This window comes from [Bacillus] selenitireducens MLS10, from assembly GCF_000093085.1.
GTDB classification, from domain to species: Bacteria; Bacillota; Bacilli; order Bacillales; family Salisediminibacteriaceae; genus Salisediminibacterium; species Salisediminibacterium selenitireducens.
The window spans coordinates 62061-78042 of sequence record NC_014219.1 but is presented as its reverse complement, the minus strand read 5'-3'; the positions used below and the strand labels follow the sequence as shown (position 1 = coordinate 78042).

Annotated in this window: 14 protein-coding genes; all 14 read right to left on the bottom strand. The window is 54.3% G+C overall.

Annotated elements, in window-relative coordinates:
* Window positions 1–50 precede the first annotated feature (50 nt).
* The 14 genes from ftsH to BSEL_RS00290 all read right to left on the bottom strand — a co-directional run bounded on the left by ftsH (window position 51) and on the right by BSEL_RS00290 (window position 15962).
* Window positions 51–2096, bottom strand: a complete 2046-nt coding sequence (ftsH, locus tag BSEL_RS00355; protein ID WP_013171047.1) for an ATP-dependent zinc metalloprotease FtsH — start codon at window positions 2094–2096, stop codon at window positions 51–53.
* Between the two features lie 61 nt (window positions 2097–2157).
* The gene (hpt, locus tag BSEL_RS00350) at window positions 2158–2706 is read right to left on the bottom strand and encodes a hypoxanthine phosphoribosyltransferase (RefSeq protein WP_041581619.1); all 549 of its coding nucleotides are present in this window, start codon (window positions 2704–2706) and stop codon (window positions 2158–2160) included.
* A gap of 26 nt (window positions 2707–2732) precedes the next feature.
* Window positions 2733–4160 carry a tRNA lysidine(34) synthetase TilS gene (tilS, locus tag BSEL_RS00345; RefSeq protein ID WP_013171045.1) on the bottom strand — a complete coding sequence of 476 codons (1428 nt, stop codon included), beginning with the start codon at window positions 4158–4160 and terminating at the stop codon, window positions 2733–2735.
* A complete protein-coding gene (locus tag BSEL_RS00340) occupies window positions 4144–4596 on the bottom strand; it encodes a threonine/serine exporter family protein (RefSeq protein WP_013171044.1) in 453 nt (150 codons plus the stop codon). Before BSEL_RS00340 ends, tilS begins: the two co-directional genes overlap by 17 nt.
* 16 nt (window positions 4597–4612) lie before the next feature.
* A complete protein-coding gene (locus BSEL_RS00335) occupies window positions 4613–5374 on the bottom strand; it encodes a threonine/serine exporter family protein (protein WP_013171043.1) in 762 nt (253 codons plus the stop codon).
* 161 nt (window positions 5375–5535) lie between these two features.
* On the bottom strand, window positions 5536–5958 hold the full coding sequence (locus BSEL_RS00330) for a S1 domain-containing RNA-binding protein (protein WP_013171042.1): 423 nt from the start codon (window positions 5956–5958) through the stop codon (window positions 5536–5538).
* 71 nt (window positions 5959–6029) lie between these two features.
* On the bottom strand, window positions 6030–6416 hold the full coding sequence (locus BSEL_RS00325) for an FtsB family cell division protein (RefSeq protein WP_013171041.1): 387 nt from the start codon (window positions 6414–6416) through the stop codon (window positions 6030–6032).
* A 103-nt stretch (window positions 6417–6519) separates the two neighbouring features.
* Window positions 6520–6786, bottom strand: coding sequence for an RNA-binding S4 domain-containing protein (locus BSEL_RS00320; protein ID WP_041581618.1), 267 nt, complete (start codon window positions 6784–6786; stop codon window positions 6520–6522).
* Window positions 6787–6806: 20 nt separating this feature from the next.
* Window positions 6807–8264 carry a bifunctional methyltransferase/pyrophosphohydrolase YabN gene (gene yabN, locus BSEL_RS00315; RefSeq protein ID WP_013171039.1) on the bottom strand — a complete coding sequence of 486 codons (1458 nt, stop codon included), beginning with the start codon at window positions 8262–8264 and terminating at the stop codon, window positions 6807–6809.
* A 31-nt stretch (window positions 8265–8295) separates the two neighbouring features.
* Complete coding sequence (locus BSEL_RS00310; protein ID WP_013171038.1) at window positions 8296–9882, bottom strand: polysaccharide biosynthesis protein; 1587 nt, start codon at window positions 9880–9882, stop codon at window positions 8296–8298.
* The gene (mfd, locus tag BSEL_RS00305; RefSeq protein ID WP_013171037.1) at window positions 9875–13435 is read right to left on the bottom strand and encodes a transcription-repair coupling factor; all 3561 of its coding nucleotides are present in this window, start codon (window positions 13433–13435) and stop codon (window positions 9875–9877) included. The genes BSEL_RS00310 and mfd overlap by 8 nt, the downstream gene beginning before the upstream one ends.
* 141 nt (window positions 13436–13576) lie before the next feature.
* Window positions 13577–14152: an aminoacyl-tRNA hydrolase gene (gene pth, locus BSEL_RS00300; protein WP_013171036.1), complete on the bottom strand. Its 576-nt coding sequence runs from the start codon at window positions 14150–14152 to the stop codon at window positions 13577–13579.
* Window positions 14153–14271: 119 nt separating this feature from the next.
* Window positions 14272–14913: a 50S ribosomal protein L25/general stress protein Ctc gene (locus BSEL_RS00295; RefSeq protein WP_013171035.1), complete on the bottom strand. Its 642-nt coding sequence runs from the start codon at window positions 14911–14913 to the stop codon at window positions 14272–14274.
* A gap of 98 nt (window positions 14914–15011) precedes the next feature.
* Window positions 15012–15962, bottom strand: a complete 951-nt coding sequence (locus BSEL_RS00290; protein ID WP_013171034.1) for a ribose-phosphate diphosphokinase — start codon at window positions 15960–15962, stop codon at window positions 15012–15014.
* Between the last annotated feature and the right edge of the window lie 20 nt (window positions 15963–15982).

Sequence of the window (15982 nt, the reverse complement as noted above, 5' to 3'; positions counted from 1 at the left end):
TTGGATGAAGAAAAGAGGGTGTCCATGAGACACCCTCCTGATTACCGGTTTTACTTGCGCTCATCATCGTCTGTCGATGGTTCGTCTCTGTCACCGGCATCTTCCGTATCAGTTGGCTGATCCGCCTTGTCTACCTCCGAAGTGTCCCCGCTTTCAGCGGTTTCCCCATCCGATTCAGACGCATCATCCTCTTTATGCTGTTCGTCAGAATCGACTTGTTGCTCTTCTGATTCTCCGTTCAGCTTTTTGATCATATGATGGTTTTCCGGCATCTTGCCCTCTTCCACAAGGGAATAGATCTGTTCGGCATCGAGCGTCTCATATTCAATGAGCATCTGCGCGACCAGTTCGAGCTTATCTTTATGCTCCGTCAGAATTTCTTTACAGTACGCGTACGCTTCTTTGATGATGCGCTGCACTTCCATATCAATCTCGTGAGCGATCGCTTCACTGTAATTCTGTTCGCTGTTAATGTCGCGGCCGAGGAAGACTTCACCCTGAGAGTTACCGAACTGGACCGGACCGAGCTTATCACTCATGCCGTATTCCATGACCATCTTACGGGCGATGCCTGTCGCACGCTGGAAGTCATTGTGAGCACCTGTGCTCACTTCGTCAAACATGACTTCTTCGGCAACACGGCCCCCGAGGAGTCCAACGATCTTGTCGATCAGTTCCGGCTTCGTCATGAAGTAGCGGTCCTCTCTAGGAAGCATCATCGCATATCCGCCGGCCTGACCGCGCGGTACGATCGTCACCTTGTGAACCATATCCGCATTGACAAGCTTCACGCCGACAACGGTATGACCCGCTTCGTGGTGAGCGACGATATTCTTCTCTTTTTCAGAGATGACACGGCTCTTCTTCGACGGTCCGGCAATGGTACGGTCAATGGCTTCCTCAACGGATTCCATGTCAATTTTTTTCTTATCCGTACGGGCTGCAACGAGTGCCGCTTCGTTCAGAAGGTTCTCGAGATCCGCACCGGAGAATCCTGGCGTCCGCTGAGCGATCGTCTTCAGTTCCACATCGTCAGCAAGCGGCTTATTCTTTGCATGGACTTCAAGGACGGCTTCGCGTCCTTTGACATCCGGTCGCCCGACCATAATCTGACGGTCGAAACGGCCAGGACGGAGGAGCGCCGGGTCAAGGATGTCTGCACGGTTCGTCGCCGCGATCAGAATGATCCCTTCGTTCACACCGAAACCGTCCATCTCAACGAGAAGCTGGTTCAGTGTCTGTTCACGCTCATCGTGTCCACCGCCAAGGCCTGCGCCACGGCGACGTCCGACTGCGTCAATTTCATCGATGAAAATGATACACGGCGCATTCTTCTTCGCATTTTCGAAGAGGTCACGGACACGGGATGCCCCGACACCGACGAACATCTCAACGAAATCCGAACCGCTGATGGAGAAGAACGGTACGCCTGCTTCCCCGGCAACCGCACGGGCAATCAGCGTCTTACCTGTACCCGGAGGTCCGACAAGGAGCACCCCTTTTGGAATACGGGCACCGATCTCCGCGAACTTGCGCGGTTCTTTCAGGAATTCGACGACTTCTTCGAGTTCCTGCTTCTCTTCATCCGCACCGGCCACGTCTTTAAACCGGGCCTTCTTCTTGTCTTCACTGACGAGCTTCGCCTTACTCTTACCGAAGTTCATCACCTTGCTGCCGCCACCCTGAGACTGGCTGATCAGGAAGAAGAAGAGGATAAAGATAATGATAAACGGAATCAGTACCGTGAAGAATGTAATCCAGCCGCTCGGCTCATCCGCCGGCTCAATGGTCAATTCGTTCAGGCTTTCACTTCCGCTTGCAGTCACGATATCTTCAAGGAAAACCTGAAGATCCGGTATGTTTACTGTAAAAAACTCATCTTCCGCCGCGCCTTCAAGCTGACCGCGGGCTGAATATACATCCAGATTGGGCTGAATGGATAACGATTCCACATTCCCTTCCTGGAACTCCTGCTTGAATTCCGTAAAAGACATCTCAGACGTATCACCAGGTTCTTGCGAAAACAGACTGACGATACCGACGATCACGAGAAAAATCAGCAGGAAGAATAACGTATTACTGAAAATACGGTTCATAATAAGCCTCCTCCCACGTACATCTCAAATATCGTATCATATTCCTTTTGCTTCCTACAATTCATTTGCCCTGATACACTTCCGGTTTCAGTACACCGACAAATGGGAGGTTGCGGTATTTTTCAATATAATCAAGACCGTAGCCGACAACGAACTTATCCGGTACGATAAAGCCGGCGAGATCGGCCTTCACGTCCGCCGTGCGGCCGTCCGGCTTGTCGAGCAGCGTGACGATCTTCACGGAGTTCGCACCGCGGTGATAAAACAGGTTCACGAGATAATGCAGCGTCGTGCCGCTGTCGATAATATCTTCAACGATCAGAAGGTCACGTCCTGCCACGCTGGTGTTCAGGTCCTTGACGATCTTCACTTCGCCGGATGAAACAAATCCTTCACCATAGCTCGACACATCCATCATATCAAATTCGAGATGGGTATCGACCTTCTGAATGAGGTCTCCCATAAACGGCAGACAGCCTTTCAGTATGCCGATGACGAGGGGGAATTTCCCTTCGTACATCTTTGTGATTTCGCCACCGAGTTCGGCGACCTTTTCCTGAATCTCTTCTTCTGAAACGAGTACTTCCAAAATGTCATCTTTCATAGTGATTGTGGACCCTCCTAGGTTGATCTTGTTTATTCAAGTATAGCGGTTTCGTGTTCAAAGCGTTGAAACCGAATGTGAAAGTGCCTGTTCTCCTGATGCCCGGTCTCAATCCTGAGCAGTTCTCCGGATACGGCCAGTTCAGGAGCCCATAATATTGTATCATGTCTGTCCACCAGAATGGGCCAAACATCACGCATCGATTGAGGAATTTTTTCATCAATCATGATTTTTTTCAGCTTCTTGCGGCCTTCGCCACTCCGAAGCGTGATCCGGTCCCCGGGTTTACGGGGTCTCACGGTGATTGGCAGCATTTGTCCGGGAACCGTCACAGCCTGAGCGGACGTTTCCGGTAGCGGATCTTCGGTCTCAGACAGCCGGCAGGACAGTGTCCCTGTCGGCAGCACCCATTCGCCTTCTCCTTGTATCACAAAAGAGGAAAACGAATCCAAAGACTCATCGGTCAAGCCGATCGTGACAAGCCCGTATGCACAGACGAGCTTCAATCCGTCATGAAAAAAAGCCGCTGCATTCGGCTTCTCTCCGCAAATGACAGCCACGGCCTGTTCGAGATTCCGGCGGTTATGCGCCACCCGGATTCGCAAATGCTCAGAAAGATAAGTTAATAGTAGATGAACAGCCCGCTTTTGTAAAGCGGAAGGCAGTCTTTGAAAGGCCGGCCGGGAGAATTGCAGGCCCGACTCTTTCATCATAAGAGAAAAAGACGGCTCCTGAAGCATTTCGTCTGCCAGATGATCGAGATAATCGCTCTCTGTCTGCCGCTCTTCCGTATAACGGCCGATCTGCCGATGAATACCCGGATGCTCCTCTTTTAAAACCGGCAGGATATCCTGGCGGATCCGGTTTCGCCGGTAATGCCGGCTGTCATTCGACTCATCTTCACGAAAAGGAATGCCGCTGTCCTTGGCGTACCGGTAGAGTGAGGCTTTCTCTGTGTCCAAAAGGGGCCGGATCAGGGTCCCGCCTTCAATCGGGCGCAACGCTCGCATCCCGCTTCCGCCCTGGGCCGTATTCCGAAGCAGCTGAAGCAGCACCGTTTCGATCTGGTCGTCCCCGTGATGGGCCGTGACCAGCCGGTTTGCCCCGGTTTCTGTCATGACATGACGAAAAGCTTCGTAACGGAGGTCCCTGGCAACCGCCTGGACCGATCCATTACGAAGCTTTCGTTCTTCCTCTACCGAAAGATGAACGAGATGAAACGGTATCGCAAGTTCCCTGCAAAACGATGCAACGAGTTCTGCATCACGGTCGGCGCTTTCTCTCCTCAGGTGATGGTGGGCATGGACGGCTGAGAGGGTGATCGAAAGCCGTGTCCGCCGTTCATGAAGAAGGTGAAGAAGGACCATGCTGTCGACGCCCCCTGAGACGGCAACAAGAAGATGATCACCGGCCTGAATCAACCGGTGACGGTCGATAAACGCGTCAATGGTTTGATTCATAACGGTGGCTGCCCCCTTTCCCGAATGTAAAGATCGAGAGTCCGACAACGAGTCCGCCGGCAATGGCACCGGCAATGAGCATCGTTTCCACACCGTATTCAAGTCCCTGCAGGTAGTCACCGTCCACAAAAGCGAGCATCGTGAAGTAGGCACGGCTTCCGGGTACAAGCGGGAGGATCCCTGGAATGGAGAGGGTCGTCACCGGCAGCTTCAGTTTTCGCGCAAGGAAATGGGCATTGACTGCCGCAGAGATGGACGCAAGACCCGTCGATACGACCTGAGCCGCTCCGAGCATCATGGAAATACTCAACACCGCCCACGTACAGACCCCGATGGCACCGCCGATCAGAAGGGCGCGCTTCGGCACATTAAAGAGAATGCCGAATGCCACAGTTGCAGCAAAGGTAATGATCAGTTGCAGAATAAATGTCACCATGGCATGTGCGCCTCCTTTACAGGAAAATTGAAATCGTCAGTGCAACACCGCCGGCAATCGACAGCGAGGTTAAGAGTGCCTCCACCCCGCGGCTCATCCCGGCAAGGAGATCTCCGGACAGGAGGTCACGGACGGAGTTGGTCAAAGGCACCCCGGGGACGAGGGGCATGAGGGACCCGATAATGATCTGATCGAGATTGTTACCGAGCCCGAACATGACCAGGAGGATGGCCACCGTCCCCCCGGTGAAGGCACCCATAAACTCCGAAGCAAAGCGGACTTTCAGATACCGCTCGAATTCAACAAGGGCCACGCTCGACGCAACCGCTGCAATATAAGCCGGCAAGAGGTCAAAGAGCCCCCCGCCAAACAGATAGGAAAACCCGGAGCCCGCGACCCCGGCAAACAGATGGATCACCCAAAGCGGATAGAGCACCGGTGCATGATAGATTTCCTTCAGCCGCTCGTGGGCCTCAGGAATCGTCAAGTCCCCGGAGGTAAACTCCCGGGACACCTGGTTGACCTCCATCACTTTGTTTAAATCCTGCATCCGGTTATCAATACGGACCATCTGCATCAGGTCACCGTTCCCCTTTTTCTCCTCAAAGGAGAGGAAAATGCCCGTCGTCGTCGCAAAGCAGTGGACATTGGCGAAGCCGGCCGCCACGGACATCCGCTCGAGGGTCTCTTCCACGCGGTATGTTTCTGCGCCGTAGCTCAGCATGATCTCACCGGCCAAGAGGCATATATCCATCATTTCATCCGCCCGTTCCGACATCGTGACCCCTCCTGACATACCGGGTTATTTCCCGGGAAATACACGTCCCTGCCTCAATAACAGGGATGACACAAATAAAAAACCGCTGCAACAAGTGAAATCCTCATTGAAGCGGTGGGTTCTGCATCTGCAATCCGATCGTGTTCCGGAGCCGACAGTCTTCAGCGCTTTGTACTTCGTCCTCCGCGCTTGGAGTCCGTCTGTTTCCGCAATGTGGATAACCGCTCTTCGCTGTCCTTAAGGAACCGGCTCATTTTATCTTCAAAGGAGCCTTTGGTTCCTTCCTGTCTGCGATCTCCGCCAGAAGGCTTGCCCGGTGGACGTCTCCGCGGTTTTTCTCCGGCAGGTTTCTCTGCGGCTTTACGGATGGACAGGGCGATCTTCCCGTCATCGGCAATCTTCAACACCTTCACCGTGACCGTATCCCCAACGGTCAGCACATCCTTGATGTTCTCGACGTAGCCGTCTGCCACTTCACTGATGTGCACGAGTCCCGTCTTTTTGCCGGGAAGCTCAACAAACGCCCCAAAATGGGTGATACCTGTGATTTTTCCTTCAACCTTACTGCCTATTTCGATGGACATGGACGTCATGCTCCTCCTTCAGACTATCATCAACATTATGAACCCATTATACCGACCCCGTAAAACCGGTGTCAATCGTCACTTTGCCCTTCACGGGGGACTTGGAACAGGATCTCGCCCGGTTTCGTCAAAAAGAAATCCCGTCGGGCGATTTCCGCTATGTAAGCCGGATCATGGAGCGATTCGATTTCACGGCCAAGGCGGCGTTCTTCCTCCTGCAGGACATCCTGTTCTTCTTTGAGACTGCTGATCAGCTCTTCCTGTTCGGTCACCTGACTGTTCTGGTGGATGATGGTAAATACCGAAACACCCGTCATAAGCAGCATAACGACCCCAAAGACCGACAGCCGGCGCATCAGGCCACGCCTTTTTTTCCTGAGCGCTTCCTCGTACATCCGGTGTTTACGCTCAACTTCCTCTGTTAACTGTTTGAGCCGTTCCTTCCCATCTGCAGCCATGTTCCAAGCCCCCCTTCAAAAATTGTCACGTATTGCATCATATGACCATCATACAGGATTCTTTTTCCAATTGCAACGCCGTTTGCAATCGTTTACGAAATCTTCACGCTTCACCCTGTTTCCGCTCTTCGGATACAATCGTATACATCGTCTGTGCCTCATCTTTTTTGACCGCTTCTTTGAGCCGGTCGACGGTCAGGGTGACGATCTTCTGGCCGAATTCGACCTTCAGTTCGTCCCCTTCCTGTACCGTACTCGACGCCTTCGCTTTCTGTCCGTTTATGGACACGCGCCCCTGATCGGCCACTTCCTTGGCCATCGTTCTGCGTTTAATCAGCCGTGACACTTTTAAGAATTTATCCAGTCGCATCATGTATACCCTCCTCTGATTTACAAACCTTTATCTTTTGCTTCCTCCCACCAGCGGTCCAGCGCTTCGAGGGAGAAGGCTGACCAGTCAAGGCCCGACTCCTCCACCCGGCTTTCCACATGCTGAAACCGCCGGCGGAACTTCTCATTCGTCTGCCTGAGCGCTTCTTCAGGATCAATCTGATGGAATCGCGCGATGTTGACAAACGCAAAGAGCACATCTCCAAATTCCTTCATCGAACGGTCCGGTGTGCCGGTGTGCACTTCCTGTGCCCATTCATGGATCTCTTCAAACAGCTTTTCCCACATCGGACCTTCCTCACCCCAGTCAAACCCGACTTTGCCGGCTTTTTTCTGAAGCTTGGCTGCGGTCATCAGACCAGGCAATCCCTTCGGAATCCCGTCGAGCATCGAGTGCCGGTCTTCATGGCCTTTCTCCTCTGCTTTGATCGCTTCCCAGTTCGTCACGACCTGATCGGCACCGGAGACGCTCGTGTCCGAAAAGACATGGGGATGACGGCGAACCATTTTTTCCGAGAGGTTGCCAATGACATCGTCGATGGAAAAATAGCCGTTATCTTCACCGATCTGAGCGTGCAGCATCACCTGCAAAAGGACATCCCCCAGCTCATCTGCGATGTGATCGTCGTCCTCTTCATCGATGGCTTCAAGAAGCTCATAGGCTTCTTCGATCATATACCGCTTCAGACTTTCGTGGGTCTGTTCTCTGTCCCACGGACAACCGTCGGGGCCACGGAGCGTGCGGATCACGCCGCGCAGAGTGTCGAACGTTCTGTAGTGAATCGCCTCCTCCTCTGCCGGCGGCACATAGACTGCCGTCAGATTTGAAGTTGTCACGGATCTGTCGAGTTCGTAGAGAGGGACGACGGTGACCGACTCCCTGTCCGTTCCTGCAGCGTCAACGATGGTGACGTCAAAGTCATCGGGCAGTCGCTCCATCAGCTTCAGCTTCACCTCTGATGCACTGAGGCTGTCATACACCTGACCGATGACCGTATGCCCCTTGAGCATCAGATCCGACGGCTCCATACTGAGGCCGTCAAGGAGCTGAAAACCTTCAATCGGATCGATGTTGAGCGTCGTGAACATCGCATCGAGAAAACTCCCCCCTCCGGCGATCGAAACCGGCACCTGTTCCTGACGGAGAAGGCGCTGTACGGTTTCTTCCGCGACGAGGGGATGACCCGGAACAGCATAGAAGATCGTCGCTTCCGTGGCTTCCGCTTTTTCAAGAAGCGCCCCGGCAATGCGGGCATAAACATCGGAAAAGGCGGATTCTGTCTCGTAAATTGTGTCAAAGCTCTCAAAGGAGACGCCTTCGTCTTCGAGGGCCGCAATGAGCGGGTGACGGGCTGTGCGGACAAACAGTTGCTCCGCCTGCCTGATTTCTCTGTAGACACCAAGACTCAGCTGATCGAGATCACCTGCGCCAAGGCCCAAAATTCGTATCGTTCCCATAAGTATGCTCCTTTATCTATCTGTATTCGGATCAGTCGTGTGGATAAGGCAGCCGCGAACCGATCAGCGGGAGGCCGTGCCACGTGTCGGCGTCAAACAGCCGAAGGGCCCGGATGACAAAGAGAAAGACGACGGCACCCGCCCCGGCACCCGTGAGGGCTTCGAGCGTTGCCGTGAGCCTCACGCCGTCCACCGGAAGCAGGCCCGCAGCCGCGCCTGCGATCCGCGCTGCCACGCCCATCAGCCCGAGGGCTATAAGCAGTTTGCCCGTAAAGACCCGCGGGATTGCCGGCAGCCTGGACGAGCGGATCAGCTGAACGAGAACGGCGACGGCCATGAGTGTAAAGCCTGCGAGACTTGCCACGGCAGCACCGGTGATCCCGTAAAGGGGGACAAGAACGGCATTGCCCAGCCCTTTTACACCAACACCTGCAAGGAGCCAGACGGCCGGTTTCCCCGCTTTTCCGACGGCGTGCCAAAGGACGGCGGCCGTCATAAAGAGAGACCCCGGCAAGACACCGAGTCCTGCGATCCGAAGGGCGGTTGTGCCCGCCTCATCGGTAAAGAGCATCGCGTTCACTTCAGGCATGATCACCGCCAGTCCGACGGCCGCGGCGCTGCCAAAGACGAGGCAGATCTGAACCGCGCGTGCGATTTCCCGCTTGACCTCTGCATGCTTCCCTTCTCTCACAGCACGGACGACGACAGGCAGTGCCGCGTAGGAGAAGACCGTCGTTATCACAGCACCGAACTGGATCAATGGCCAGCTCCGGTCATAGATCCCTTTCGTCATGGCTGCTTCGTCCGCTGCCAGACCGCTTGCGAGGAGGCCGCGGTACACCGTGAGCGCATCCGTAAGCTGAAAGGCAATAAGAGCCAGAGCACTCAGGGACACGAGTAAACCCGGCACAAGGAGATTGCGAAGATCACTTCGCCACCGTGATGGCAAAAGAGGCCCCCGGAACGTGTACACGCCCCGGATCAGGGCGGGTTCACGTTTGTTCATCATGACAACGAGAATGACCACACCCGCAAGTCCGCCTGTAAAGGCCCCGGCTCCGGCGGATATCCCCGCTTCATAGGCCGAGCCGCCAACCCGGGTCACCCAGGCGGCGACGGCCAGGATAACCACAACCCGGGCGAGCTGTTCGAGCACCTGCGAGAGCGCAGAAGGACCGGTCTCCCCCTGCCCCTGAAACACGCCGCGGTAAAAGGCCAGGACCGGAATCAGGAGGAACGGCAGCGCCATCCATCTCAATGGACCCGCAAGTGCCGGGTCGCCCATGACAGAAGCAAGAACGGATGCCAGGCTGAAGACCGCGAGTGCCATCACGATGTAAACACCTGACAGCACACTGAATAAAAACCGCAGCCGCTCCCTTCGCTGATCGGTCATATCGCCCGTCATGCCCGCAAGCACCAGGGGGAACCCCGCCGTTCCGAGGACGAGTGCCACTCCGTAGAGCGGATAGACCTGCTGGTACACATAAAAGCCTGCATCCCCGGTGAGGTTCTGATACGGCACTTTATACAGCGCACTCAGCACCTTGGCGGTGAGCGCCGCGAGCGAGAGCCAGAGCGCACCGGCCATCCAGGAGTCCGCGGTCTTCTCAGCCACCTTGCGTCACCCGGCTCTTTTCCACCTCATCGAGACGGGCGAGGACTTCTTCAAGGAGGCGGAGGTAGAGATTGTCGTCAATCTGCTTCGTCTTGATATGAATGGTGATCCCCTTCCCGTCTGAGGAGAGGGTGATGTGAGACGAGAGTTTGTTCACGAGCGAGAACAGCTTTGCGCCATCAATTTTCGCTGCGGCCTCTTCTTCAAGCACCACTTTGCACTCTTTGTTTTTCTCGGCAATGCTCGTGACGCCTTCCTGCTTCGCGTACAGGCGAATCTTCGCCACACTGAACAGCCGGACCACCTCGTCCGGGAAGTCCCCGAAGCGGTCGATCAGCTCGACCTGCAGATCCTCAACGTCGTCAAAGGATTCAATGGCTTTGAACCGTTTGTACATATCAATCTTCTGTTTGGAATCATAAATATACGACTCCGGAATATATGCGTCCACCTGGATATCGAGGTCGATGTCCGGTGCCTGACTCGGTTGCGCTTCGGCCTCTTCCTTGCCGTCCATTCCCGCCTTCCGGTCATCGATGGCTTCTTTGAGCATCTGGGAATAGAGATCGAACCCGACTGACGCGATAAAGCCGTGCTGCTCAGCACCGAGAAGATTTCCGGCTCCCCGGATGGAGAGATCGCGCATGGCGATTTTGAAACCGGAACCGAGCTCGGTGAACTCTTTAATGGACTGAAGCCGGCGCTCAGCGACCTCCGTCAGAACTTTGTCCTGCTGGTGGGTGAAATAGGCGTAGGCCACCCGATTGGAGCGGCCGACCCGGCCCCGCAGCTGATAGAGCTGCGAGAGGCCCATGCGGTCCGCTTCCTGAATGATGAGCGTATTGACATTCGGGATGTCGACGCCCGTTTCGATGATCGTCGTCGTGACGAGGACGTCCGTTTCACCGGACAGAAAGTCGAGCATCACCGCTTCGAGCTGGGCTTCGGTCATCCTTCCGTGGGCGAAGGCAATATTCGCATCCGGGACCATCATGCCGATCCGGTCGGCAACCATCTCGATGTCTTCGACCCGGTTGTAGAGGTAGAAGACCTGGCCTTCCCTTGCCAGCTCCCGCTCGATCGCCTCGCGGACGAAGGCATCGTTGTGTTCGACAACGTACGTCTGTACCGGGAAGCGGTTCTCCGGGGGCGTCTCGATGACGGAGAGATCCCGGACACCGAGCATGGACATATGCAGCGTTCTCGGGATCGGTGTTGCCGTCAGCGTCAGCACATCGACGTTTGCTTTCAGCTGTTTGATCTTCTCTTTATGGGTGACCCCAAACCGCTGTTCTTCATCGACGACGAGGAGACCGAGCTCTTTGAACGCCACATCCTTCGAGAGGATGCGGTGTGTCCCGACCACGATGTCACACGTCCCTTTGCGGAGGGCCTCCGTCGTTTCTTTCATCTGCTTGCGTGTTCGGAACCGGCTCAGCATCCCGATGTTGATGGCGAAATCCTGGAACCTCTCCCGGATCGTTTCATAATGCTGCTGGGCGAGGATCGTCGTCGGGACGAGAATCGCCACCTGTTTGCCGTCCATGATCGCTTTGAAGGCGGCACGGAGCGCCACTTCGGTTTTGCCGTACCCGACGTCGCCGCACAAGAGGCGGTCCATCGGCCGGTCCTGCTCCATGTCCTTTTTGATCTCTTCGATCGCCTGAAGCTGATCATCCGTTTCCTGATACGGGAAAGTCGACTCAAATTCCCGCTGTTCAAGGCCGTCCGGGGAGAAGGCAAACCCTTTCGTCTCCTGACGCTCTGCGTAGAGCTTGATCAGGTCATCGGCAATGTCCTGCACAGAAGATTGAACCTTCTTCTTGACCTTTTTCCACTCACTGCCCCCAAGGGAGTAGAGCTTCGGGTCCTTGTCTTCATTGGCGACGTATTTCTGTACCTGATCGATCTGATCGACGGGCACATACAGCTTGTCATTGCCCGCATAGGAAATATGCAGATAATCTTTATGGACATCGCCGACCTGGAGCGTTTCAATCCCGAGGTACTTCCCGATCCCGTGATTGATATGCACGACCCAGTCACCGGTCTTGAGCTCCGAATAGTTTTTGATCCGCTCGGCGTTTGAGAGCTTCTGTCTGCGCTTTGGTTTACGGGATTTTCTCGTGAAGACATCCTCTTCGGCAATGACCACGATCCGCTGCAGCGGCAGTTCAAACCCGTTATGCAACAGCCCCTGCACGATGAGCGCTTTTCCTTTGACCGGCTCCGATCCCGCCTTCGCCGGTGAGGCCTCGATCTCGTAGTCGGCGAGGACCCGCTCAAGCTTCTCGGCCCGCTCATCGTCACCGCTGACAAAAACGATGGCGTAACCTGCTTCTTTCCACCGCTCCACTTCTGTCTTTAACAGATGGATCTGGCCGTGGAACTGTTGCATCGTCTTCGTCTGCACATTGTACGTGCGGTCAGGTCCGACCTTCGGAATCTGACGCCCGAACAGCATGATGTAGAGCTTCTGACGCTCCGTTTCACTGACGAGGTGCTCGAGGGTCGCCGATACGGACAAATCATGCACCATCGCGCCCTGTGCAATCATCATCGTCATCCACTCCGCCTCTTCCCGCTCAAGGGTCGCCGCCGTCTCCTGAACCCTTGCCCATTCGTCGAGGACGACGAGGGTATCATCCGGCATATAGTCAAACAGCGTAGCCGGGCGTTCATACAGGAGGGTCATGTATTTGTAGATGGCATCGAAGAACTGCCGGTTCTTGAGCGATTCAATCTCTTCACCGACGTTGTTTATCATCGTTTCCTTGATCTGATCATCCTTCAGCCGCTTCAGACTCTTTGCGAGCTGTTCGTCGAGACGCTCAGCTGCACGGATATACTGGACATCCTGCACGATAATCTCCCTTGCAGGGCCTGCGACAACCGTCGACCGTTCATCAACGGAGCGCTGGGTTTCCACGTCGAAAAGGCGGATGGAATCAACCTCTGTATCAAAGAGTTCAATCCGTACCGGATACTCTTCCGTGAGGGGATACACATCGATAATCCCGCCGCGGACGCTGAACTCTCCCGGGGCAGAGACCATGTCAGCCCGGGAATAGCCCATGTTTACAAACTGCCCGAGCGTCCTGTCAAAGTCCACATCTTCACCGACGGTAAAGGTCAGGCGCTGCTCCTGCCATAGATCAGGTGGTGAAAGAAGACGCCGGACGCCGGCAACAGGGGCAATGACGATCCGTTTCGCACCGGTACTCCACTCATTCATGACCTCGAGCCGCTGTCCGCGCATCTCCGGACTGGCAACGGCAATTTCCGACGAAATGAGCTCATTTGCCGGATAGAGGAGGACATCGTCGGTGTTCAGAACCGTGATCAGGTCGTCATACAGCTTTTGTGCCTGAAAGAGGTTGTGCGTGACGATCAGCTGGGACTTCCCCGTCCGTCTGAACAGGGCTGCAAGATGCATCGCTCTTGCTGAGCCGCTGATGCCGACAAGGGACTGATCCCCCGCCCCGTCTTCAATGCCTTTGATCACCTTTTCGAGTTCGCCTGCAGCGGACAGGCTGTTCAATAATCCTTCCAACTTCATTACCACCTTTTCAGCAGTGTTGTCCTGCCTGATATTTCGTGCTCCATCTTTCACTTTCCAGGTTTCCTGTATGTTGCGTCGGCTCCGGATAGCGAAAATGCTTTGACAGCCAAGCTGCCAAAGCGTTTCGATTCTTTATGGGCCATTCACCTTACTGTTGAAGTCATTCATGACAAGGATAAAGCTGTCATCCATCCACGCCTCCACCGCTTTTGCCGCCTGACGGACAGCCTCATCAACGAGTTCCCGGTCGTCAGGCGAAAAGCGCCCAAGGACATGGTCGGTCACCTTCGTCCCCGGTTCAGGACGGCCGATGCCGATCCGGATCCGGTTAAACGATTCCGTGTTCAGATGTGAGAGCGTCGAGCGGATGCCGTTATGTCCGCCGTGACCGCCTTTCGTGCGGAGACGGATTTTACCCGGGGGAAGATCCAGGTCATCATAAATCACGAGGATATCCTCCGGCGGGATGTCGTAATAATCGGCGATCTGCCGGATCGACTCCCCGGACAGATTCATGAATGTCATCGGCTTTAAGAGCGTAAATGGCCCCTTGGGGGTCCGGTGCGTGCCAAAAACCCCTTTAAACTTATTCTGGTCAAGGGGGATGCCAAGCTGATCGGATACATGGTCAATAACGTCAAATCCGACGTTGTGCCTTGTCCGTTCGTAGGCCTTGCCGGGATTGCCGAGTCCGACTGCAAGTTTCATAAAAAGCGACTCCTTTTATCAGCTATTCGTTCTGCCTTTTGGGTGCTCTGTGAAAACAAGGCTGCCTCGGATATGAGACAGCCTTTCGTTTCCTATCGTCCATCATGTTGTGAAACGGTTTATTCTTCCATATTCTCTTCTTCGCCTTCTTCTCCGGCAACGAGTTCAGGCTCTGCACCTTCTTCCTCTTCTGCTGTTTCTTCTTCCGGCTCATCTGTTGGAGGCACGATGGAGACAACCATCTCTTCCGGATCGTTATTGAACTCAAAGTCCGCTCCGCTCTTCAGGTCCTTTACGAAAATGGAGTCGTTGACTTCAAGCTCTTCAACGTTGACGTCGATGCTGTCAGGAAGTTCTTTCGGAAGGGCACGTACAGACAATTCAAATACGCCCTGCTGAAGCACGCCGCCGTCTTTAACGCCCTGCGCTTCACCGACCACGTTCACCGGTACATCCGCATCCATCTCTTCTTTCATGTTGGCTGCATAGAAATCGATGTGCACGTACTGGTTCTTCATCATGTCATACTGGATGTCATAAATCATGACGTCCGTTTTTTCCCCTTCAACGTCGAGGGAGAATACCCCTGTTTTCCCTTCAGCGCGGTAGGTTTTGATAAAATCAATTTCCTCCACCTGAACAGGCTTATTCCCATATTCTTTACCGTATACGACGGCAGGAATCCAGCCGGCGCTGCGGATCGTTGTTAATGTGGAACCTTTCATTTCGTTTCTTGGTGCTGCTTTAAGTATTGTTGCCATGTCAAAATCACCTCATCATTTTTTCATATCATATCATGTTCCCGGTTTACCCGGCAACTAAACCCTGAAAATCATCCCGATCGTCTTTTTCATCCTGTTCAGTCAAACAGGTTACTGACCGAACGGTCTTCAAAGACGTGTACAATCGCTTTTCCAAGCAGATCACCGACGGAGAGCTGAATGATTTTATCGATTTGCTTCTCTTCAGGAAGGGGGATCGTATTGGTGACCACAAGCTCCTTGATTTCAGACTGCTGGATCCGCTCAATAGCCGGTCCGGAGAGGACAGGGTGCGTGCTGCAGGCGTACACTTCTTTGGCCCCGCTTTTCTTCATGGCGTTCGCAGCGAGCGTCATCGTCCCCGCCGTATCGATAATATCGTCGATGATGATTGCCGTCTTGCCTTCGATTTTCCCGACAATGTTCATCACTTCCGACATATTCGGCTTTGGCCGGCGCTTGTCGATAATCGCAATCGGCGCTTTCAGGCGGTCCGCCATCTTCCTTGCGCGGACGACACCACCGTGGTCCGGCGACACGATCACGAGGTCTTCGAGATTCTTTTTCTCGAAATGACTCGCAAGAATCGGCACACCGATAAGCTGGTCCACAGGGATATCAAAGAAGCCCTGGATCTGTGAAGCATGGAGGTCGAGGGTGATTACCCGGTTCGCCCCTGCCGTCTCAAGGAGATTGGCAACCAGTTTCGCCGTGATCGGTTCCCTTGAGCGGGCTTTACGGTCCTGGCGGGCATAGCCATAATACGGGATCACAACGTTAATCGTTCTGGCAGATGCACGCTTTAACGCATCAATCATGATGAGAAGTTCCATGATATGTTCATTTGCCGGGGAGCTGGTGGACTGGATCACGAAAATATCACAGCCCCGGACACTCTCTTCGATGTTAATTTGGATCTCTCCGTCACTGAAACGTGTCACAGAAGAATGTCCAAGCTTCACACCAATGGATGCGGCAATTTCCTGTGCCAGTGCAGGATTGGAATTCAGAGTAAAAACTTTCAGGTGTTTGTCCCCGTATGTGGCCATCGTTTAAAACCCTCCATCTT

What these genes read in the sequence shown, in the direction of transcription:
- ftsH (WP_013171047.1), bottom strand. Translation starts at nt 2,096, where the DNA reads ATGAACCGTATTTTCAGTAATACGTTATTCTTCCTGCTGATTTTTCTC.
- tilS (WP_013171045.1), bottom strand. Translation starts at nt 4,160, where the DNA reads ATGAATCAAACCATTGACGCGTTTATCGACCGTCACCGGTTGATTCAG.
- BSEL_RS00340 (WP_013171044.1), bottom strand. Translation starts at nt 4,596, where the DNA reads ATGGTGACATTTATTCTGCAACTGATCATTACCTTTGCTGCAACTGTG.
- BSEL_RS00335 (WP_013171043.1), bottom strand. Translation starts at nt 5,374, where the DNA reads ATGTCGGAACGGGCGGATGAAATGATGGATATATGCCTCTTGGCCGGT.
- BSEL_RS00330 (WP_013171042.1), bottom strand. Translation starts at nt 5,958, where the DNA reads ATGTCCATCGAAATAGGCAGTAAGGTTGAAGGAAAAATCACAGGTATC.
- BSEL_RS00325 (WP_013171041.1), bottom strand. Translation starts at nt 6,416, where the DNA reads ATGGCTGCAGATGGGAAGGAACGGCTCAAACAGTTAACAGAGGAAGTT.
- BSEL_RS00320 (WP_041581618.1), bottom strand. Translation starts at nt 6,786, where the DNA reads ATGCGACTGGATAAATTCTTAAAAGTGTCACGGCTGATTAAACGCAGA.
- yabN (WP_013171039.1), bottom strand. Translation starts at nt 8,264, where the DNA reads ATGGGAACGATACGAATTTTGGGCCTTGGCGCAGGTGATCTCGATCAG.
- pth (WP_013171036.1), bottom strand. Translation starts at nt 14,152, where the DNA reads ATGAAACTTGCAGTCGGACTCGGCAATCCCGGCAAGGCCTACGAACGG.
- BSEL_RS00295 (WP_013171035.1), bottom strand. Translation starts at nt 14,913, where the DNA reads ATGGCAACAATACTTAAAGCAGCACCAAGAAACGAAATGAAAGGTTCC.
- BSEL_RS00290 (WP_013171034.1), bottom strand. Translation starts at nt 15,962, where the DNA reads ATGGCCACATACGGGGACAAACACCTGAAAGTTTTTACTCTGAATTCC.